Here is an 18612-nt window from a genome sequence, read left to right on the forward strand (position 1 = left end):
CGGCTCAGTTGGTCTTGGTGACTTTGCTGAGGTGGCGCGGACGGTCCGGGTCCATGCCACGCGCTTTCGACAGGTGCGCCGCCATCACGTAAAAGGCCTGCACCGCGACGATCGGGTCCAGGTCCGGCGTGGCGGCAATCGGCAGGGTCAGGTCGCGCTCCGCTACGTCGGCGGGCGCCGCCAGCAGCACGCGCGCGCCGCGGGTGCGCATCTCGGCGGCGAGCGCGATCAGGCCGGCCTGGGTCGGTCCGCGCGTTGCGAAAATGAGCAGCGGGTAGCCGTCTTCGATCAGGGCCATCGGGCCGTGCTTGATTTCGGCGCCGCTGAAGGCTTCGGCCTGCAAGGCCGAGGTTTCCTTGAACTTGAGCGCGGATTCGAGCGCGATCGGAAAACTGATGCCGCGTCCGACCACCATGATGTTGCGCGCCGGCGTGAGCACGTCCAGCGCCGCCGACCAGTCCAACTCGGTGGCGCTGCGCAATGCATCGGGCAGGGCGGCCAGGCCTTCGGTCAGTTCCGGGTCGTTCTGCCACTGCGCCACCAGGCGCGCACCGGCCACCAGGCTCGTAATGAAGCTCTTGGTGGCGGCCACGCTTTGCTCTTTACCTGCGCGCAGCGGCATGGCCCACTCGGCGGCGGCGGCCAGCGGCGAATCGATATCGTTGACCAGTGCGATGGTGGTGGCGCCGCCGTCGCGGAAGTACTTGATCGGTTCGACCACGTCCGGGCTCTGGCCCGATTGCGAGATTGCGATGGTAAGCGTGTCGCGCGTGACCAGCGGCGACTTGTACAAGGTCACCAGCGACATCGGCAGGGAGGCCACGATGCGCCCCATGCGCGCCATGATCAGGTAGGCGCAGTAGTTGGCGGCGTGGTCGGAGCTGCCGCGCGCCACCGTCAGCGCGGTGTTGAAGGTGGTGGTCCTCAGCTTGCGGCCCAGTTCCGCATAGCGTTCGACGTCGTTTTCCAGTTGCAGGGCGACGCAGTCGGCGGCGGACAGGGCTTCTTTAAGCATCAGTGAGGTCACACTTTTCTCCTTCGATATAGACAGCTTTGATTTTCAAATCGCGGTCCAGCACCACCATGTCGGCAAAGGCGCCCGGCGCCAGGCGTCCGCGTTCGGTTTCGCCAAGGTAATCGGCGGCATACGTCGAGACCCGGTGAGACGCGTCTTCCAGGCTCAGGCCCAGGCTCACCAGGTTGCGCAGCGCCTGGTCCATGGTCAGGGTGCTGCCGGCCAGGGTGCCGTCGGGCAGGCGCACGCCGCCCATGCATTTCTGCACGCTGTGGCGGCCAAGCTTGTAGTCGCCGTCGGGCATGCCGGTGGCGGCGGTGGAATCGGTGACGCAGTACAGGTGCGGGATCGCGCGCAGCGCCACCTTGATGGCGCCCGGGTGCACGTGCAGCAGGTCGGGAATCAGTTCGGCGTACTGCGCATGCGCCAGCGCCGCGCCGACCATGCCCGGCTCGCGGTGATGCAGGCCACTCATGGCGTTGAACAGGTGGGTAAAGCCGGCCGCGCCGTGCTCCAGCGCGGCCACGCCATCTTCGTAGGAACCGAGCGTATGCCCGATCTGCACGCGGATGCCGGCGTTACTCAGTTCCCTCACTAAATTCAGGTGGCCGGCGATTTCGGGCGCCACGGTAATGAGGCGCATCGGCGCCAGGGTGCCCAGTTGCTGCACTTCGGCCAGGGTGGCGGCGCGCGCGTAGTTCGGCTGCGCCCCCAGCTTGCCGGAGTTGATGTACGGGCCTTCCAGGTGCACCCCGAGGATGCGCGCCGCGCCCGGACGGCGGTCGGCGCAGGCCGCGCCGATGGCCTTGAGCGCACGCGTGATTTCGTGCGGCGGCGCCGTCATGGTGGTGGCCAGCAGGCAGGTGGTGCCGTGCCTGGCGTGCATGGCTGCGATGATATGGGGCGCGTCGCCGGCCTCCATGATGTCCTTGCCGCCGCCGCCGTGCACGTGCAGGTCGATGAAGCCGGGGATGACGTAGTCGTCGCCGTTGACCGCCGGATCGACCGCACCGCCATGCATGCCGGTGACGCGTTGGCCGAAGCTGATCGCGCCGTTGATCCAGCCGCTGCTGGTCAGGATATTGCCCTTGATTGCATCGCTCATCGGCGCGACTCCGCTACAAATTCATAATAATCACTGCGGCAGAACGAGTGGGTCAGTTCCACCGCCGCGCCGCTGTCCAGGTAACTCACACGGGTAATGTGCAGCATCGCCGCACCCGGCGCCAGGCCGGCCAGGCGCGCCTGCTCCGCATTGGCGTTGACGGCGCGGATATGCTGCAGCGCGCGCATCGGAATGGCGCCGCGCGCCTCAAGGTAGCCGTACAGCGAATCGGTCACGCCGTGCGGGTCGGGCATGTGGATGGCCGGGATGGTGGTCGTTTCGATCGCCATCACCACATCGTCGGCGGTGCGCAGGCGGCGCAGGCGCGCCACCGGCATGTTGGGCGAGAGCCCGAGCGAGAGCAGTTCCAGGGGCGCGGCCACGCCGATCTCGCGTTCCAGCCAGCGCGAGCCGGCGGTAAAGCCGCGCTGGCTCAGTTCTTCCGAAAAGCTGGTCAGGCGCGAGAGCGGCTGTTCCAGCTTGGGCGTGATGTAGGTGCCGGAGCCGCGCCGGCGCGTCAGCATGCCGCGCTCGCACAGCATGTCGATGGCTTTGCGCGCGGTCACGCGCGAGATGTCGAGCATGTCCGAGAGCATGCGCTCGGATGGCAGCGCTTCGTTGGCGCGCCAGTCGCCGCTGGTGATGCCGGCCGAGAGCTTGTTCGCCAGCTGCATATACAGCGGGGTGACGCTGTCGGCGTCGGGCTTGAAATCGCTGAGCTGCGCAAGCATGGTTAGTGTCCTCTCACGTGGAGTTCGATCATGCGCAGCGCGCCGCTGGCGGAGTCGCCCAGGGGAGCGACGCTGCGTGCCAGCAGGTCTGGCGGCAGGTAGGCGCGCAGCGGCGCGCCAAGGCCGCCGCACAGGGCCAGCGGCAGTTGGCCGGTGGGGTCGAGCGCGTGCGCCATCAAGGCCACTTCGCGCCCGGCGTCGGCCAGGATGGCGCGCGCGGTGTCGCACGTGTCCGCGTGCGCCACCACCAGTGGCGCCAGCGAGGCGAACACGGTCTGGGTGGCGCTGCCGATCCAGACCTGGATCGCATTGCGTTCGCCGCCGCAGGCGTCGATCACCGCTTGCGCAAAGGCGCTGTGCGGCGCGCGCCCGTCGATGACTTTTTCGATATGGGCGATGGCGCGCAGGCCCATCCAGCCGCCGCCGGCTTCGTCGCCGGTCGGAAAACCCCAGCCGCCCACTTCGCGAAAGCTGCCGTCGGCCAGCAGGGCCTGGCCCACGCTGCCGGTGCCGATGGCGACGATGGTGCCGGGATTGCCGCCATGCGCGCCGATCAGGGTGGTGTGGCCGTCGTTTGCCAGGCGCATGCCGCCGAAGCCCGGATCGGCGCTGATAAATTGTTCGGCCCACAGCCGATTGTGCACGCCGGCCATGCCGAGGCCAATGCCGATGGCGGCGTTGGGCGGCTGCGCGATGCCGGCCGCGCCGAAGGCCGAGGCGATCGCTTCGGCGACCGAATTCCACGCCTGCGCAATGCCGAGCGAGAGACCGGACGGTCCGCCCTGGCCTTGTGCCAACTGGCTGCCGTCGGCGCGCGCCAGGCGCACTCTGGTACCGGTTCCACCGCCATCGACGCCGATGAGATATTCGATCATGTTTGCTGTTGTCCGGGTTCAGAAGTGGGGAAGGTGTGGGCACTATATGGTCGCCTAACCACCTTGTCAACAGGTATTTAAGTGGTATTATAAAATACCGAATTGGCATGGTGTCAGAATCCCTCCATATCATCATAAGCCGTTGTTTAATAACGTTTTATAAAATGCCGGCAATGGTATTGATCTGGCTTTGGTTTAGTGCCAATTTGGTATGGAAGAGAATGTCGCCGGGCGCGTGGGATGCGCTGTGGGCGGCGCCGCGCAAGGAGGGGGAAGCGCTGGCGCTATTCCTCGGAGGACAGCAATCCCTCATCCTGAGGGGGCGACAGGGATGGCGCCGCAAAAGGTGTCAATCGGATTGCGTTGATGGTAAGCTATGCAAGTTCCCGCATCGAAATAATACGGGCAACATCCCACTCCAGATATCCCTGTCCTTTTTCCGTAGGCTTGAATGACTTGCCCAGTTTGCAATGCCCAAAATTCTGCAATGAGTGTACGTTGCCTCGACTGTGGAACCACCTTGATTCAAGAAGCATTTCCCCGTTCTAAAGAGGCGCAGCGCGCCGTGAGCGTGATCGACTATCGTACGTATACGGGCTTTGGCAGCCTGGCCGGCTGCGTCCTTGGCTTCGTAGGCTGGTTTGTCGTTTCCAGGAACGAGAGTGACTTCAAAAACTGCTTAGTCGTGTGTTCCTTGATCGGGACGGCACTGGGCGCCGTGCTTGCATGGCGTGAACGCAACACGCTTTGACGCCACTACAGGGGCGGGCAATCCCGCCCCCAAGGAAGGTGCATCAGCCGCGCGACGCTTTGGCGCCTTTGCGGTCATAGCGCATCAGTTGCGCGGCGCCGTTGCCGGCCGCTTTGACGCGCACTTCCACGTTGCCCGAGCCGCGCACGGTTACGTTGGGCTGTTGCACCACCAGTTCTTCGGCGTCGATGCTGCCTGAACCATTCAGGTCGGCGACGAGCGTGCCGACCGCGCCGTCGATGTCGATCTCGCCGGAACCGGTCACCACCAGGCGCGCCTTGTCGGCTTGCAATTGCTTGACAGTCAGCTCGCCCGAGCCATGCAACTCACCCAGGAATTCCTCGCTGCCGCCGGGGACGCAGACTTCCCCCGATCCGCGCAGCACAGCGCTGGCGCGCTTGAGGTTCATGCTGCAGGCGTCGAAGCTGCCTGAGCCGTTCACATTGGCCTGCAAGACGCCGACGTCGCCGCCGAGGTCGACGTCGCCCGAGCCTTGCATGCTCACGTTCAGCTTCTCGGTTTTCAGTTGGAACATTTCCACATCGCCCGAGCCGCTCACGTTCAACGCGAATTGCGCGCTCTCGACATCGCGTGCCGACACGTCGGCGCTGCCGGCATTGGACAGGCTGCGCAGGCCGGGCGCCCTGATCTTGATGGTGACGCGTTCCTTGCGGTTGAAGCGGATGTTGATGCCGCCGGGCGAACGCGGGCGCACGATCAGGGTATCGCCCTTGACGATGGTTTCGATGTCGTCGAGTTCCTTGCGCGGGCCCGACAGGGCGAGTTCTTGCTGGCCCAAGCCTTTGATCTCGACTGTGTAAGGACCGGACACTTCGATCGCGTGGAAGGGCGCGACCTTGCGCACATCGTAGATGTCCTCGGCATGGGCGGTCGCGGCGGCGCACAGGAGGGTGGCGCAGGTGGCGTAGTTGAATAAGGTGGTCATGGCATGTGGCCGCTGGGCGGCGTTGAGTACGGAGCATGAACAATACGGCCATCCGGGCGCGCACGCGAGTACCAGGCGACGAACTGACGAATCGGCGGCGTGAACGGTCGGGAAGCGGCTGTGCGCGGGCGGGCACTGGCGCAACGGGATGCGGGCACGAAAAAAACGGGGGAGGGGAGGTCGGAAAACCCGAGGGGGCGTCGGGTTTTCCGGTGTGAACTGTGCTGCGAGGGTGTTGCGCGCGTGCGGCCGGGGCTGGCCGCCGCGCTTTGATGCTTGCTTCGTGTTTGATTAGTTCTTGTACTGTTCCAGCTGGACGGCGAAAGCGGTCTTGTAGTTCTTGACGAATTCAACAGCTTCGGCGCTCACGTCGGCGCGGTTACGGCTGGTCGACTGGCTGATGGTGACAGCTGGCACGCTCAGGCTCGATGCGGCGGCAGCGGAAACAGCGGTGCTGGCGGCAGGGGCGTCGGCGGCAAAGGCCGAACCACTCAGGACCAGGGCTGCTACGGCGGTAAACAATGTCGATGCTTTCATAATATTTCTCCAGTATTAATTCAACGTCGCATTTGTCTGCGGCGGCAAGAGCGGTGCTCTTTGATTAAGGTCAGTGTATTGCGTCTGATTGATTCGAAAAAGACCGAATGACGCAATGCACAATTGCTAAATTCGGAATAATCGATGTCAATCCGAGCTTAGTTCGCGCTCAGGTCGAGCTGGGTATTGAGGGTTGGACGGGCATTCTTGGCCGCCGCCAGCGCTTCGGCGCGCACCTCGGCGCGGCTGCGGGTCGACGACACGGCCAGTTCCGGCACGTTCAGACGGGTGGCGGTGATGCTGCTCGCCGCCGCACTGACGCTTGCGCTGGCCACGGTGGCATCGGCCGCAACAGCGGTAGCAGCGAAGTTTCCAACAGCAAACACTGCAACAGCAGCAATGAAGGACAATGATTTCATGGTGTTTCTCCAGTAATTAAGTGGAAACTGCGTGGACGTCGCTGTGACCTGGCGGCGCTGACGAGTTGCTTGTTTGCGTTTGCTGGTCCATGTGAAGCAGTCTATACGTTGCGGTATCCGCAAAAAAGGCGAATACTCGCAATGCAACGTTGCGCAATTTGGGATAATCCACAGTCGGAGGCGGGGATGGACAGGCTTCAATCAATGCGTGTGTTTGCCAAAGTGGTCGAGCAGGGCAGCTTTGCCCGTGCGGCGGAGGCGATGGAGATGTCGAACACTGTGGTGACGCGCAACATTGCCGACCTCGAAGCCCACCTCGGCACGCGCTTGCTCAACCGCACCACGCGCAAGCTCTCGCTCACCGAAACCGGCCGCCAATACCTGGAGCGTGTACGCCAGATCCTGGCCGATATCGACGATGCCGACGCGGTCGCGTCCTCGTCGTCGCGCAAGGCCAGCGGGACCTTGCGGATGTATTGTCATCCCGGCTTCGGCCAGTACCAGTTGGCCAGGCTGCTGCCGCTGTACGCCGCCACCGTGCCCGACGTGGTGCTCGACGTCACCCTGGCCGACCACGCGGTCGATATCGTCGAAGAAGGTTTCGATGTCGGCATCTTCATGGGCTTGCAAAAATTCGACGCCAGCCTGATCGCGCGCCGCCTGGCCACCTCCAACGTGGTGCTGTGCGCCTCGCCCGACTACGTTGCGCGGCGTGGCGAGCCGCGCACGCCGGTCGACGTGTCGTCGCACGATTGCCTCAATTTCGCCTTCGAGCAGTTGCGCCACAGCTGGCCGGTGACGTGGGAGAACAAGCGGGTCGATGTGCCGATCACCCCACGCGTGATATCGAACAATATCTCGGTGTTGCGCCAGGCGGCCATCGCCGGCATGGGCATCATGGTGCGCTCCTCGCTGACCCTGGAAGACGACCTGAGCAGTGGGCGGCTGGTGCAGCTGCTCAAGGGCCACCATCTGGGCCGCCTGGAAGTGTCGCTGGTCTATCCGAGCCGGCGTTTGCTGTCGTACAAGGTGCGCAGTTTTGTCGATTTCATGACGGCCCAGTTTCCGCGTCCGGAAAGCGACCCCTGGCTGGCCCATGTCTGAAGCGTTTCTTTCTCGCCACACTCGCTGACATTTTGTTCATGTCATGTCAATGTCATGTGCTATATTTCTAGTCGGAATTTAGTGATTCCAGAGTGGCATGAACGATATGCTTTCTGGCAAATTTTACAAAAGCAAGAAGTTTCACGGGCACTAGCGGCCCATCTCGAAAGCCCGCCTCCGTGCGGGCTTTTTTTCGTCCGCGATTTCCGCCCCGGGTAGCGAAATTGCGCCGGGCAGTGTCATAATGTGGCGATGTGAGACAACAGAGGTTTTATTCGCTCCGCTCACGGATTAACAGGAGGAATAATGATTCGCTATATGGGCACACGGCAGACTGACGACGGTGCCGTCGTATATGTGTTTATTATCAACGGTTTGCAGAAAGAAATCCGCGAGCACGCGCTCAAGCAGTATCCCGGCTGTTACGAGATGCTGCCGGCGTCGGCCAAGCAGAAAATCGCTGCCAACCGCAATTGGCTGTCCAAGCTATAAATCGTTATCAGGAGCCCGCAATGAGTAAAGCGCAAGACAACAAGAAAGAAACCAAAAAAGAGCCCGCCAAGTCGGTGAAAGAGAAAAAAGAAGCCAAGAAGGTCAAGAAGGAAGAGCGCGCGCGTCAGTAAGCACGTTCTCCCGCGGAGGTCGGATGCGCCTGGCGATCGGTTCGAAGCAGGTTTTACCTGGTGCTGCCCGCTTGCGCGCACTGCCCGGGCGAAGCTGCGCCATGGCCCTGCTGGCGCTGGCCGCCGCCGCGCCGCTGGCCGCGCGGGCGGCGCCGTCGACCTTCGGCCCCGTGATCGGCAGCGCCATCCTGTGCCGCAGCCATCTCGACAATGCTTACTTCCACGATTACCTGGTGAGCGCCTTCGGCCCGTCCTACAAGCATGAGGGCGGCGCCTACTGGTTCAAGGCCGAGGGCACCTTGTGGGGCGCGCCGGTGACCGACATCATGATCAGCGACGATACCAGCGAACTGGTGTTCGTGGCCGCCGTGGCCGACACCACGCCCGACAAGCTCGAAGAATCGATCCGCAACGCCGTGGGCGTGCGGCACCTGTCGGTGGACAACTCGCCTTATCCGGTGCGCGCGTCCAATCCCGGCAGTAAAATCGTCTACTTCAAGACCAAGTCCAAGATTTACTGCGCCAAATACAAGCCGCTGCCCGTCGGCCGCTAGCGCGGGTGATGCACTTCCAGGGAATCCATGTACAAGCAATTCTTCAGCCTGAAGCAATCACCGTTTTCCATCGCCCCCGATCCCCGTTACCTGTTCATGAGCGAACGCCACCGCGAGGCGCTGGCGCACCTGCTGTACGGGGTCGGCAGCGGCGGCGGTTTCGTGCTGCTGACCGGCGAAATCGGCGCCGGCAAGACTACCGTGTGCCGCTGCTTCATCGAGCAGATTCCCCCCGACTGCCGCCTGGCCTACATCTTCAATCCCAAGCTGACGGTCGAGGAACTGTTGCTGTCGATCTGCGATGAATTCCGCATCGACCTGCCGCCGGCGCCGGCCGGCGCGGTCAGCGTCAAGAGCTATGTGGACGCCATCAACCGCTACCTGTTGCAGAGCCACGCGCAGGGCAAGAACAATGTGCTGATCATCGACGAGGCCCAGAACCTGTCGGCCGACGTGCTCGAACAGTTGCGCCTGCTGACCAACCTGGAAACCAGCGAGCGCAAGCTGCTGCAAATTATCCTGATCGGCCAGCCGGAGCTGCGCGCGATCCTGGCCCGGCCCGAACTCGAACAGCTGGCCCAGCGCGTCATCGCGCGCTATCACCTCGGCTCGCTCACCGAAGCCGAAACCGCCAGCTACGTCGCGCACCGGCTGGCGGTGGCCGGGGGCGGGGCATCGCGGCCGTTTCCGCGTTCGCTGATGGGACAGGTGTTCCAGTTGTCGCAGGGCGTGCCGCGCCGCATCAACCTGCTGTGCGACCGCGCGCTGCTGGGAGCGTATGTCGAAAACAGCCGCGAAGTGACGCGCCAGATCCTGCGCCGCGCCGGCAGCGAAGTGTTTTCGGGCGGCGCCACGGCGGCCGCGTCCAGGATGCGCTGGCAGTATGTTGCGGCCGGCGTGCTGGCGAGCGCCGTGATCGGCGCGGCAGCGGCATGGCAGCTGCGCCCGCCCGCCAGGGCCGTGGCGGTGCAGGCGGCGGCGCCAGCGCCGCTCAAGGCCGTGGCCGCCGTCCCGGCGCCGACGCCGGCGCCGCGTGCGCCCGTCGCGCCGCTCACGCACGCCAGTGAAGCCGCTGCGCTGCACGCCTTGTCGGCGCTCTGGGGCGTGGCGCTGCCCGCCGGCGCGACCTGCGACGATGCATTGAAACTGAACCTGCGCTGCCATCAGGGCAAGGGCGGCTTGTACGAACTGCGCCTGCTCGACCGTCCGGCCGTGCTGACCTTGCGCGATGGGCCGGTGGTGAGCTACGCGCTTGTGACCGGCATGGACGAGAGCACCGTGCGCCTGAACGTGGACGGCAGCGAGCAGACGCTCGACCTCGGCGCACTCGCTACCCGTTCGGACGGCAGCTTCGTGACCTTCTGGGTCATGCCGCGTTACTTCCGCGACCAGGTCAGCGCGGGCGAGCAGGGGGGAGATGTAGACTGGATCGCGTCGCGCCTGGCCAAGGTCAACGGGCTGGCCCCGCCGCCGGCCGATCGTCCGCTGGGCGCGCCGACCCTGGAACTGCTGCGCGCGTTCCAGGCCCGTCAAAACCTCAAGGCGGACGGCGTGGCCGGTCCGCGCACCTACATGCGCCTGAACCAGCTGACCGGCGTGGCCGAACCGCGCTTGCTGGCGGCCGCTGCAACGGGGAAACCATAAGATGTCCTATATTCTCGAAGCACTGAAAAAGGCGCAGGCCGAACGCCAGCTCGGCAACGCTCCAACCATCCACGCGAGCCCGATGCATGTCGCCGAGCCGGAACGGGCCGGCGCCGGCGCCAGCCCGGTCGTGATCGGACTGGCGCTGCTGGCATTGGGCGCCACCGGGGCTGCCGTGTATGCCTGGAAGCAATCGGCAACGCCGCCGGCGCCGCTGGTGCAGGCGACCGCGTCGGCTACCGCGTCGGCTACCGCGCCAGTCGCGCAGGTGGCGCCTGCACCCTTGCCTGTACCGGTCGCGCCGGCTCCCGTGCCGGCTCCGCCGCTGGCGCCAGTGGTGCAAGCCGCGCCGCCGCCCAAGGCCGAGCCGGTCAAGGTCGATCCGCTCAAAGTGGCCGAGGTCAAGCTTCAGCCGGTCAAGAAGGAAGAGTCGGTGAAGAAGGAAACGCCGGTCAAGAAGGAAGAGCCGGTGAAGAAGGAAGCGCCGCTCAAGAAGGAAACGCCGCTTAAGAACGATGAGCCGGCCAGGACCGGGACGGTCAAGGCCGACAAGCCTGTTCCCGCTCCGGAAGAGGCCCTGCGCACCCTGCGCGAACTGCCCGAGGCGCTGCGCAGCGAGATTCCGCCGATCGCGGTCGGCGGCTATATCTATTCCAAGAATCCGGCCGATCGCCTCTTGCTCATAGATAAAGTCTTGCGCCGCGAAGGCGAGGAAGTGGCGCCCGGCCTGGTGCTGGAAAAATTGCTGCCCAAGTCCGCCGTGATGAGCTACAAGGGCCAGCGCTACCGCCATCCGTATTGATGGCGATGACCTTTGTATAATGACGATCTCACTTCACGGCGGAAAGGCCGCGCATGCACAACTTACTCGGTGTAATTGGCTGGTCCGGCAGCGGCAAGACGACCTTGCTCGAAACGCTGGTCCGCCAGCTGGCCGCCGATGGCCTGCGCATCAATGTCGTCAAGCACAGCCATCACGACGTGATGCTCGAACCGCCCCACAAGGATAGCGCGCGCCTGCGCATGGCCGGGGCGGCGCAGGTGATGATCGCCTCGCCGTTCCGCGTGGCCGTCATTCGCGAGCTGCGCGGCGAGCCGGAACCGACCCTGGCCGAGCAGTTGGCGCTGCTGGGCCGGGCCGACCTGACCCTGGTCGAAGGCTACAAATGGGAAGCCATCCCCAAGCTGGAGGTGCAGCGACCCTCGCTGGGGCATCCGCCGCTGTATCCGAACGATCCGCATATTGTCGCCGTGGCATCGGATGCGCCGCCGCCAGGTGATCTGCCCGACAATCTCGCCTGGCTCGACCTGAACGACCCGGCCAGCGTGCTGGCATGGCTCAAGGCCAGAATTAATCCGGCGCCAGCCTAAAGTTCGGGCGCGCCGTGTCGTTAACATCCCTGATAGCCAATCAAACGGGAGGACTCTCATGGACGTTTCATCAATTGCATCACTGGCCACCAGCATGGCCGAAACGGGTATCAAGCAGGAAGTGGGCTACGCCGTGTTGAAGAAAGCGCAACAGATGGACGGCCAGGTTGCTGCCCAACTGATCGACGCGCTGCCGCAACCGCAGCGCCTGCCGGCCAATCTCGGCAACAGGATCAATACGACTGCCTGATCCGGCGCCCAGCACGCGCCGCGCCGCCCGGTGACCTCCCATCGACGGAGGAGCCGGGCGTTTTTGCGTTAAAATTGGCGGCGCACGGGACAAGTTGTAAGGAACTGAAAGGCACGCCGGACAATCGCGTGGGCCGCTTTACAATCGCCTTCAACCCGGCAGTTCCTGTTCCACTTCCATCATACTCAAGGAGATTCACGATGAACAAACGTCAAGCCCTGATCGCCGCCGCCCTCGCCGGCGTGTGCGCTGTTTCCTCCGGCATGGCCGCCGCACACGATGCGCCCATGTCCAAGGGCGACAAGGCCGACAAGGAGAAGTGCTATGGCATCGCCAAGGCCGGCCAGAACGATTGCGCCAGCGCGACCGGTTCGCACGGCTGCGCCGGAGCATCGACTGTCGACAAAGCCCCGGAAGAGTGGAAATGGGTGGCCAAGGGCACCTGTGAAAAAGCCGGCGGCAAACTGTCCGGCAAGTAAGCCGGCTATTTCATGACGTGCGGGGCCTTACCGGTCGATCCTGTTGCCGGTCCCGCCTCGCCGGGCGCCGGGGTCGGCTTGCGCGCCCCCCATTACCGCCAGTTTCTCGAGCAACGGCCCGCAGTCGGCTGGCTTGAAGTCCACACCGAAAACTTTCTCGACCGCGCGGGCTGGGACTGGCATGTATTGCAGGAACTGCGCCGCGATTATCCCATCAGCCTGCACGGCGTCGGCCTCGGCCTCGGCTCGGCGCGCGGGTTTTCAACGTCCCATCTGGACCGTGTCTGCGCGCTGGTCGAGCGGGTCGAGCCCATGCTCGTGTCCGAACACCTGTGCTGGGGCGCCGTCGCCGACCGCCAACTGAACGATTTATTGCCGATGCCGCTCAGCGGCGCCGCGCTCGATTTGCTGTGCGCACGGGTGGAGCAAGTGCAAGACCGGCTGCATCGGCGCATTTTGCTGGAAAATGTCTCCACATACGTGCGTTTTAACGACGATACCATGAGCGAAGCCGAGTTCATGGCCGAGCTGGCCAGCCGTACCGGCTGCGCCTTGCTGCTCGATGTGAACAATCTCTACGTCAACCAGTGCAATCACGGTGAAGACGCGCTGGCGGCAATTGCGGCCATCGCCCCCGGCAGCGTGGGCGAAATCCACCTGGCCGGCCATCTGGTCACGCCGCAGGCAGTAGTCGATCATCATGGCGACGTGGTGGCCGCGCCCGTGTGGGCGTTGTATGAAGCGGCGCTGGCGCGCTTCGGCCGCCTGCCGACCCTGATCGAATGGGATACCGACGTGCCCGCGCTCGACGTGCTGCTGGGCGAAGCGCGCAAGGCGCAGCGCATCGCCAGCGCTTACCCGGTGAGCAAGGTCGCCAACCCCTGGCGCGGCCGCCACGGCCAGGCGCTGGTCCCGGACGCCCTGGCCGATACCCAGCAACGTTTCGCGCAAGCCCTGTTCGACTACGACCACGAAGCCGAGGCGCTGGCGCAATTCAGGGGCGGCCCCAATGCCGACCGCTTCGGCCTGTATCGGGGCAACCTCGGCGTAACCTGGAACAAAGCCTTGTCGGCCGCCTGCCCGGTGCTGCGCCAACTGGTCGGCGAGGAGTTTTTTGGCGCGCTGGCACGGGCCTACGGCATGGCCCATCCATCGCTCGACGCCGACCTGAACCGTTTTGGCGCCAGTTTTGCCCGCTTCCTCGACGGTTTTCCCCATATCGCCGATTATCCTTACCTGCCGGACATGGCGCGACTCGAGTGGGCGGTGCACCGCGCCCATTACGCGCCTGACGCCGAACCCATCGGCGCCGACGCGCTGGCCGCCCTCACGCCGGACCAGTTCGAACAGGCGCGCTACGCCCTGCATCCGGCCTGCAGCCTGATCGCGTCAAGCTGGGCGGTGGTGCCCCTGTGGCAAGCGCACCAGCCCGACAGCGGCGTCGACTTTCCGGCAGCCATGGATCGCCCCAGCGCAGCCCTGGTCGCCCGCCCGCGCTGGAAGATCGAACTGCTCGCGCTCACCCCCGCGCACGCAGGCGCGCTCGCCACGCTGGCCGGGGGATATACAATGGGTGAGGCGCTCGATGCCGCCTTCGCCCTCGATGAGCAATTCGACATCGGGGCGCATCTGGCGCAGTGGATTGCGCTCGGCATCCTGCTGGCGCCCTGAATCCCGGACTGCCTGTCTTTCTGTGCGGAAGCTGGTCATTTTTCCAGGGCGCGGCCCTCGTGCAAAAGGGTTGCGTTTTACTCACGCTATAATCATTCTTTATATCGATTTCATTCATGTCAATGAGCGCTGATCAAGTTATCGCCGAGTACCAGAGCAATGGCAATGCTGTTTCCCCCGCAGTCGCAACAGCGCTGCTCGCGCCGGAAGTGCGCCGGGCGATCTACAAGCAACTGGTCGATGCCACCCTGGCGCCGTACCGCGCCCTGCTGATCGAGTTGCTCGACGAGGAAATCAACCTGCGCACAGCCCTCTGGGACCACATCGTGCAAGACGATATGGATTACTACGAAGGCATCTACCAGTGCGCTTTCCTGCTGTACCGCGCCGGCGACGTGGCCGACAGCTTGCTGCTGTGGAAAGCCAAGCACATCAACATGGATGTCGGGACCTTGCTGGGGGCCGAGTATTTTGTCGGCGCCGGGCTGGACGCCACCATGGCCTACCTGTCGAACTCGCCGATGCCCGAAGCGGCCGAGCTCGCCGATTACCTCCAGCAATGGTTCGAAAAGCCGGGCGCCATTGCATGGCAGGAAGCGTGGGAGCAGGAGCGCGCCTCCGCCATCGCCAACGCCTGAGCGCGGGCCATGCTCGACCCAGCGCCGCCTGGCCAGTCGCACGCCCCGGCGCGGGCGAGGAGGGCGCCGCGCTCGACAAGGCGACAGGGCCGCTCTTCACCGGCTGGCGCCAGCCGGTCCGCAGCGCCATTTTTGCGCAATATTGCACGCCCAGGCACAGCACGTCGGGGCAGGCCGTCGCGTCCGGTTTCGGCATGCCGCTCACGTATGCGCGGCACAGCGTCATCGACGTCGAGTGGCTGACGGCGCGCAAGGTGTGCGTGTACGCCATCGACCACGCTCACTTGCAGTGCCGCTTCGTGCTCATGAAAAAAGGCAACACTTGCTTGCTCGATCACATGCAAAACTTGTTCGATGGATGGAAAAAGGGGTATTTGTAGCAGCCCGATGAGGCGCGCGGGCGAGGACCGAAGCAGCGGCGCTCGGGGAAGACGCCGCTGGCTTGCTTAATTGAAAGCACGCATGATGCGCGCTTCGCCGGACAGGTCGGCATTGTCCGCATTGGCGGTTTTGCTCGCTTCGATCATGCGTCCGAGTTGCTCGTCCTCGAATCTGGCCAGTTCTTCGGTGGCCGCGTTCAGCGCCAGCGCCAGCTTGGCGCGGGCACTACGGTATAACACGCTGGTGTACTGGTCCGTGTTCTTCAGCAACTCTTCCGCATTTTCGATGACGAGCCGCAGGTCGCCGATCAATCGTTCCTGCGTTTGCTGGTTTTCTTCAGGGTTATCCATGGTGGCCACCTTGAATCGGTTAATCACGTCTTAGAATATATACAAAACATGCAATTTTGTGTTTGTCGCCGCGCAAGAACGCCCGTGCCGCCGCCGTCCTCACTCAGCATATTTCTAATATTGCCCGATTACAAGGTGTTTATACTGCGCTGGCGCAATCAGGCGCCGTCAGTCCCGCTGCTGCGCACGCTGATGCGCACGTCGCCGATGCCGACCACCTGGCCATCGCGGATCTTGGCGGTCTTGCGCAATTCCTTTTTGCCATCGACCGATACCACGCCCGTGGCGACCAGGTTCTTGCCCGCGCCGCCGCTGTCGCACAAGCCCGACAACTTCAATAACTGGTTCAGTTCGACGAACTCGCCTGTGAGGTCAAAAGTGACTTTCTGCATTTACCGCTCGTCCTAAAAATAGATGAAAGAAGCGCAGTGTGGCGGCATCGGCGCGGCGCGTCAACGTTGCCCGCGCCGCGCCGCGCCCACGCCGTACCTTACACGCCGTACGTTACACGCCGTACGTCCTTACAAGCCGGGCCGGGTCATCTCAAGCGGCACGATCCACTCCTCGAACTGTTGTTCCGTCACAAATCCGAGCGCCAGCGCCGCCTGCTTGAGGGTGGTGCCCTCGTGCTGCGCCTTTTTGGCGATCTGGGCCGCGCGGTCGTAGCCGATGTGCGGCGCCAGGGCCGTCACCAGCATCAGCGAGCGTTCCATCAGTTCGCCGATGCGTTCGCGGTTCGGCTCGATGCCGTGCGCGCAATGCTCGTTAAACGAGCGCATGCCGTCGGCCAGCAGGCGCGCACTTTGCAAAAAGTTATGGGCGATCATCGGCTTGAATACGTTCAGCTCGAAGTTGCCGGACGCGCCGCCCATGGTAATGGCGACATCGTTGCCGAACACCTGGCAACACAGCATGGTCAGCGCTTCGCACTGGGTCGGATTGACCTTGCCCGGCATGATCGAGCTGCCTGGCTCATTTTCGGGAATGCTGATCTCGCCCAGGCCCGAGCGCGGGCCGGACGCCATCCAGCGCACATCGTTGGCGATTTTCATCAAGGCCGTGGCCAGGGTTTTCAGGGCGCCGTGGGTGCCGACCAGCGCGTCGTGCCCGGCCAGGGCCGCGAACTTGTTGGGCGCGGTCTTGAAGCTGAGCGCCGTGCGCGAGCCGATTTCGGCCGCGATGCGGGCCGCAAAATCCGGGTGCGTGTTCAGGCCGGTGCCGACCGCCGTGCCGCCGGCGGCCAGTTGCAGCAGGCCGGGCAGGGTGGACTTGATCGCGTGTTCGGAGTATTCCAGATGGGCCACATAGCCCGAGAATTCCTGGCCCAGGGTCAGCGGGGTCGCGTCCTGCAAATGGGTGCGCCCGATTTTGACAATGTCGGCGAACTCGCGCGACTTGATCTCGAACGTGGCGCGCAGGCGCGCCAGGGCCGGCAGCAGCGATTGCACCACGGCCTGGGCCGCTGCAACGTGCATCGCGGTCGGGAAAATATCGTTGGACGACTGGCCCAGGTTCACATGGTCGTTCGGATGCAGCAGGCGGCCTTCGCCGCGCGCGCCGCCGCTCAGTTCGGAAGCGCGGTTGGCCAGCACCTCGTTCATGTTCATATTGCTTTGCGTGCCCGAGCCGGTCTGCCACACGACCAGCGGGAATTCGTCGGGATGTTTGCCGTCGAGCACCTCGTCGGCGGCCTTGACGATGGCGTCGGCCTTCTCGGCCGGCAGCAGGCCGAGCGAGCGGTTGACGGCGGCGGCGGCACGCTTGACCTGGGCCAGCGCGGCCACCAGCTCGGGCGCCATGCGCTCGCTCGAGATGGCAAAGTGCTCCAGCGAGCGTTGCGTCTGCGCGCCCCACAAGCGTTCGGACGGGACCGCGATCGGGCCAAAACTGTCTTTTTCGATTCTTGTTTCCATTTAGCTGCCTGTTTATTTGGGATTGCGATTAAAGAGTTTATCTCGGCGTACGTTAATTACGGTAGGGCTACAGATTTCTCCGCTCCTTCGTCATTAGCTTAACAACATTACCATATATGCACCATTCGCGAATCGCCCGGCTGGCCCGGTCCGGCATTATCTTGATTCTCGGCCTGATACTGGCCGGCGCGCTTGCCAGCTCCCACGCCGCCGAGCTGGGCGAGGCCCAGGTGCGTTCGTACATCGGGCAGCCGCTGGTGGCCGATGTGGAACTGACGGCGCTGGCCGAATCGCCCGAGCGCGGCGCCAGCGTGCAGGTGCGCCTGGCCGACGCCGATGTGTGGCGCGGCGCGAATGTGCGCATGCATCCGGTGCTGTCGAACCTGACCTTGTCGGTGATGCGGCGCGACGGTCGCCAGTTTCTGCACATCACCTCGGTCAAGCCGGTCGAGAGTGATTATGTGCATCTGTTCCTCATGCTCGGTGAAGGCGGCAAGCGCGAAGTGCGCGCAGTGACCTTGTGGCTCAGCCATGATCCGCAGCCGGCGCCGCCTCCCGCGCCGGTTCCTGTTCCTGTTCCGGTCGCGCTTCCGGTCCCGGTTCCGGTCCCGGTTCCGGTCCCGGTCCCTGCGTCGTTGCCTGCCGCGCCCGCGAGGGTTGCGTCAGCGCCAGCGCCGCGCCCGGTGCGGGTCTTGCAACTGCCATCGGCCGCATCGTCATCCTGTCCCCAGATCAGTGAGGATCAACTCAAGACGTGCGTCGATCTCGACCGCAAGAATGGCGTGCTGTCGGCCCGGATTGTGGAGCTCGAAGAAAAGGTCAAATTGCTGCAACGGGCCATCGAGGGCAAAAGTGCCGTCGCCAGCCATGCGGCGGCATCGGCCGGGCATGATGCGGCTTCCTCCAGCCATGCGGCCGCGCCGGCCGCGCCGCCGCCGATCCTCTCGCGCGCGGCCCTCGCCAAAAAGAACGCCGCCAAGAAAGGGGAGGAGTTTCCCTGGATGCTGATCGGCGCCGGCGCGGGCGCGACCCTCGTGACCGCCCTGGCCGTCTGGTTCCTGCTACGCCGGCGCAAGCGCAAGGCCGCGCTGTCCACCGAGGGCGCCGCACCTGCCGACGCGCCGGCAGCGGCCAAAACGGGCATGTTCGCCGGACTTGCCGCGCGCTTCAAACGCAAGCCGAAAGCGCCCGCGCCGGCGCTTCACGTCGAGCCCGATGCGAGCTGATTTCGTTGTATATATAAAAATATTGAAAA

23 protein-coding genes are annotated in these 18612 nt (G+C 64.2%); 13 read left to right on the forward strand and 10 right to left on the reverse strand.

Translation table 11 applies throughout. The features are described from left to right. Positions 1-4: 4 nt before the first annotated feature. The 4 genes from F2P46_RS27300 to F2P46_RS27315 are packed head-to-tail and all read right to left on the reverse strand — an operon-like array spanning position 5 to position 3726. Complete coding sequence (locus F2P46_RS27300) at positions 5-1015, reverse strand: SIS domain-containing protein (RefSeq protein WP_187362586.1); 1011 nt, start codon at positions 1013-1015, stop codon at positions 5-7. Next, positions 1008-2120 carry an N-acetylglucosamine-6-phosphate deacetylase gene (nagA, locus tag F2P46_RS27305; RefSeq protein WP_166896181.1) on the reverse strand — a complete coding sequence of 371 codons (1113 nt, stop codon included), beginning with the start codon at positions 2118-2120 and terminating at the stop codon, positions 1008-1010. Before nagA ends, F2P46_RS27300 begins: the two co-directional genes overlap by 8 nt. Continuing rightward, on the reverse strand, positions 2117-2851 hold the full coding sequence (locus F2P46_RS27310) for a GntR family transcriptional regulator (RefSeq protein ID WP_166874143.1): 735 nt from the start codon (positions 2849-2851) through the stop codon (positions 2117-2119). Before F2P46_RS27310 ends, nagA begins: the two co-directional genes overlap by 4 nt. A gap of 2 nt (positions 2852-2853) precedes the next feature. Then, positions 2854-3726 carry a BadF/BadG/BcrA/BcrD ATPase family protein gene (locus F2P46_RS27315; protein WP_166896183.1) on the reverse strand — a complete coding sequence of 291 codons (873 nt, stop codon included), beginning with the start codon at positions 3724-3726 and terminating at the stop codon, positions 2854-2856. Positions 3727-4246: 520 nt separating this feature from the next. On the opposite strand from F2P46_RS27315, the gene F2P46_RS27320 reads away from it, so the two are divergent. Then, on the forward strand, positions 4247-4477 hold the full coding sequence (locus F2P46_RS27320; RefSeq protein WP_166896185.1) for a hypothetical protein: 231 nt from the start codon (positions 4247-4249) through the stop codon (positions 4475-4477). Positions 4478-4520: 43 nt separating this feature from the next. Here F2P46_RS27320 and F2P46_RS27325 read toward each other — a convergent pair whose 3' ends face one another. The 3 genes from F2P46_RS27325 to F2P46_RS27335 all read right to left on the reverse strand — a co-directional run bounded on the left by F2P46_RS27325 (position 4521) and on the right by F2P46_RS27335 (position 6379). Continuing rightward, complete coding sequence (locus F2P46_RS27325) at positions 4521-5423, reverse strand: head GIN domain-containing protein (RefSeq protein ID WP_166896187.1); 903 nt, start codon at positions 5421-5423, stop codon at positions 4521-4523. A gap of 291 nt (positions 5424-5714) precedes the next feature. Next, positions 5715-5960 (reverse strand): hypothetical protein, encoded by a 246-nt coding sequence (locus F2P46_RS27330; protein WP_166874133.1) that lies wholly within the window; start codon positions 5958-5960, stop codon positions 5715-5717. Between the two features lie 158 nt (positions 5961-6118). Continuing rightward, positions 6119-6379, reverse strand: coding sequence for a hypothetical protein (locus tag F2P46_RS27335; RefSeq protein WP_166896189.1), 261 nt, complete (start codon positions 6377-6379; stop codon positions 6119-6121). Between the two features lie 186 nt (positions 6380-6565). On the opposite strand from F2P46_RS27335, the gene F2P46_RS27340 reads away from it, so the two are divergent. The 11 genes from F2P46_RS27340 to F2P46_RS27390 all read left to right on the forward strand — a co-directional run bounded on the left by F2P46_RS27340 (position 6566) and on the right by F2P46_RS27390 (position 15093). Continuing rightward, entirely contained in the window at positions 6566-7483 is a 918-nt protein-coding gene (locus tag F2P46_RS27340) for a LysR family transcriptional regulator (protein ID WP_166896191.1), read from the forward strand. A gap of 306 nt (positions 7484-7789) precedes the next feature. Continuing rightward, positions 7790-7975, forward strand: a complete 186-nt coding sequence (locus F2P46_RS27345) for a hypothetical protein (protein WP_166896193.1) — start codon at positions 7790-7792, stop codon at positions 7973-7975. 154 nt (positions 7976-8129) lie between these two features. Next, on the forward strand, positions 8130-8660 hold the full coding sequence (locus F2P46_RS27350) for a hypothetical protein (protein WP_229509479.1): 531 nt from the start codon (positions 8130-8132) through the stop codon (positions 8658-8660). 27 nt (positions 8661-8687) lie between these two features. Beyond that, entirely contained in the window at positions 8688-10304 is a 1617-nt protein-coding gene (locus tag F2P46_RS27355) for an ExeA family protein (protein ID WP_166896195.1), read from the forward strand. A 1-nt stretch (position 10305) separates the two neighbouring features. Beyond that, on the forward strand, positions 10306-11106 hold the full coding sequence (locus F2P46_RS27360; RefSeq protein WP_166896197.1) for a general secretion pathway protein GspB: 801 nt from the start codon (positions 10306-10308) through the stop codon (positions 11104-11106). A gap of 53 nt (positions 11107-11159) precedes the next feature. Next, the gene (gene mobB / locus F2P46_RS27365; RefSeq protein ID WP_166896199.1) at positions 11160-11675 is read left to right on the forward strand and encodes a molybdopterin-guanine dinucleotide biosynthesis protein B; all 516 of its coding nucleotides are present in this window, start codon (positions 11160-11162) and stop codon (positions 11673-11675) included. Positions 11676-11733: 58 nt separating this feature from the next. Beyond that, on the forward strand, positions 11734-11925 hold the full coding sequence (locus F2P46_RS27370; RefSeq protein WP_166896201.1) for a YjfB family protein: 192 nt from the start codon (positions 11734-11736) through the stop codon (positions 11923-11925). Positions 11926-12125: 200 nt separating this feature from the next. Beyond that, positions 12126-12404, forward strand: coding sequence for a DUF2282 domain-containing protein (locus F2P46_RS27375; protein WP_166896203.1), 279 nt, complete (start codon positions 12126-12128; stop codon positions 12402-12404). 12 nt (positions 12405-12416) lie between these two features. Beyond that, positions 12417-14075, forward strand: a complete 1659-nt coding sequence (locus F2P46_RS27380) for a DUF692 family multinuclear iron-containing protein (RefSeq protein ID WP_166896205.1) — start codon at positions 12417-12419, stop codon at positions 14073-14075. Between the two features lie 116 nt (positions 14076-14191). Next, positions 14192-14713: a hypothetical protein gene (locus tag F2P46_RS27385; protein ID WP_166896207.1), complete on the forward strand. Its 522-nt coding sequence runs from the start codon at positions 14192-14194 to the stop codon at positions 14711-14713. After that, positions 14674-15093 (forward strand): NTF2 fold immunity protein, encoded by a 420-nt coding sequence (locus tag F2P46_RS27390; protein WP_166896209.1) that lies wholly within the window; start codon positions 14674-14676, stop codon positions 15091-15093. The genes F2P46_RS27385 and F2P46_RS27390 overlap by 40 nt, the downstream gene beginning before the upstream one ends. Before the next feature lie 66 nt (positions 15094-15159). Here the strand turns inward: F2P46_RS27390 and F2P46_RS27395 are convergent, their stop codons facing one another. The 3 genes from F2P46_RS27395 to fumC all read right to left on the reverse strand — a co-directional run bounded on the left by F2P46_RS27395 (position 15160) and on the right by fumC (position 17357). After that, positions 15160-15444, reverse strand: a complete 285-nt coding sequence (locus F2P46_RS27395) for a DUF883 family protein (RefSeq protein ID WP_166896210.1) — start codon at positions 15442-15444, stop codon at positions 15160-15162. Positions 15445-15602: 158 nt separating this feature from the next. Continuing rightward, positions 15603-15836, reverse strand: a complete 234-nt coding sequence (locus tag F2P46_RS27400) for an RNA-binding S4 domain-containing protein (protein WP_166874095.1) — start codon at positions 15834-15836, stop codon at positions 15603-15605. Between the two features lie 129 nt (positions 15837-15965). Then, the gene (gene fumC / locus F2P46_RS27405; RefSeq protein ID WP_166896212.1) at positions 15966-17357 is read right to left on the reverse strand and encodes a class II fumarate hydratase; all 1392 of its coding nucleotides are present in this window, start codon (positions 17355-17357) and stop codon (positions 15966-15968) included. A gap of 116 nt (positions 17358-17473) precedes the next feature. Between fumC and F2P46_RS27410 the strand changes: the two genes are divergently transcribed. Next, complete coding sequence (locus F2P46_RS27410; RefSeq protein ID WP_166896214.1) at positions 17474-18583, forward strand: hypothetical protein; 1110 nt, start codon at positions 17474-17476, stop codon at positions 18581-18583. Positions 18584-18612 lie beyond the last annotated feature (29 nt).

It is taken from the genome of Massilia sp. CCM 8734, assembly GCF_011682155.1.
Lineage (GTDB): Bacteria > Pseudomonadota > Gammaproteobacteria > Burkholderiales > Burkholderiaceae_D > Telluria_A > Telluria_A rubra.

What these genes read in the sequence shown, in the direction of transcription:
- F2P46_RS27300 (WP_187362586.1), bottom strand. Translation starts at nt 1,015, where the DNA reads ATGCTTAAAGAAGCCCTGTCCGCCGCCGACTGCGTCGCCCTGCAACTG.
- nagA (WP_166896181.1), bottom strand. Translation starts at nt 2,120, where the DNA reads ATGAGCGATGCAATCAAGGGCAATATCCTGACCAGCAGCGGCTGGATC.
- F2P46_RS27310 (WP_166874143.1), bottom strand. Translation starts at nt 2,851, where the DNA reads ATGCTTGCGCAGCTCAGCGATTTCAAGCCCGACGCCGACAGCGTCACC.
- F2P46_RS27315 (WP_166896183.1), bottom strand. Translation starts at nt 3,726, where the DNA reads ATGATCGAATATCTCATCGGCGTCGATGGCGGTGGAACCGGTACCAGA.
- F2P46_RS27325 (WP_166896187.1), bottom strand. Translation starts at nt 5,423, where the DNA reads ATGACCACCTTATTCAACTACGCCACCTGCGCCACCCTCCTGTGCGCC.
- F2P46_RS27330 (WP_166874133.1), bottom strand. Translation starts at nt 5,960, where the DNA reads ATGAAAGCATCGACATTGTTTACCGCCGTAGCAGCCCTGGTCCTGAGT.
- F2P46_RS27335 (WP_166896189.1), bottom strand. Translation starts at nt 6,379, where the DNA reads ATGAAATCATTGTCCTTCATTGCTGCTGTTGCAGTGTTTGCTGTTGGA.
- F2P46_RS27340 (WP_166896191.1), top strand. Translation starts at nt 6,566, where the DNA reads ATGGACAGGCTTCAATCAATGCGTGTGTTTGCCAAAGTGGTCGAGCAG.
- F2P46_RS27345 (WP_166896193.1), top strand. Translation starts at nt 7,790, where the DNA reads ATGATTCGCTATATGGGCACACGGCAGACTGACGACGGTGCCGTCGTA.
- F2P46_RS27350 (WP_229509479.1), top strand. Translation starts at nt 8,130, where the DNA reads ATGCGCCTGGCGATCGGTTCGAAGCAGGTTTTACCTGGTGCTGCCCGC.
- F2P46_RS27355 (WP_166896195.1), top strand. Translation starts at nt 8,688, where the DNA reads ATGTACAAGCAATTCTTCAGCCTGAAGCAATCACCGTTTTCCATCGCC.
- F2P46_RS27360 (WP_166896197.1), top strand. Translation starts at nt 10,306, where the DNA reads ATGTCCTATATTCTCGAAGCACTGAAAAAGGCGCAGGCCGAACGCCAG.
- mobB (WP_166896199.1), top strand. Translation starts at nt 11,160, where the DNA reads ATGCACAACTTACTCGGTGTAATTGGCTGGTCCGGCAGCGGCAAGACG.
- F2P46_RS27370 (WP_166896201.1), top strand. Translation starts at nt 11,734, where the DNA reads ATGGACGTTTCATCAATTGCATCACTGGCCACCAGCATGGCCGAAACG.
- F2P46_RS27375 (WP_166896203.1), top strand. Translation starts at nt 12,126, where the DNA reads ATGAACAAACGTCAAGCCCTGATCGCCGCCGCCCTCGCCGGCGTGTGC.
- F2P46_RS27380 (WP_166896205.1), top strand. Translation starts at nt 12,417, where the DNA reads ATGACGTGCGGGGCCTTACCGGTCGATCCTGTTGCCGGTCCCGCCTCG.
- F2P46_RS27385 (WP_166896207.1), top strand. Translation starts at nt 14,192, where the DNA reads ATGTCAATGAGCGCTGATCAAGTTATCGCCGAGTACCAGAGCAATGGC.
- F2P46_RS27395 (WP_166896210.1), bottom strand. Translation starts at nt 15,444, where the DNA reads ATGGATAACCCTGAAGAAAACCAGCAAACGCAGGAACGATTGATCGGC.
- F2P46_RS27400 (WP_166874095.1), bottom strand. Translation starts at nt 15,836, where the DNA reads ATGCAGAAAGTCACTTTTGACCTCACAGGCGAGTTCGTCGAACTGAAC.
- fumC (WP_166896212.1), bottom strand. Translation starts at nt 17,357, where the DNA reads ATGGAAACAAGAATCGAAAAAGACAGTTTTGGCCCGATCGCGGTCCCG.
- F2P46_RS27410 (WP_166896214.1), top strand. Translation starts at nt 17,474, where the DNA reads ATGCACCATTCGCGAATCGCCCGGCTGGCCCGGTCCGGCATTATCTTG.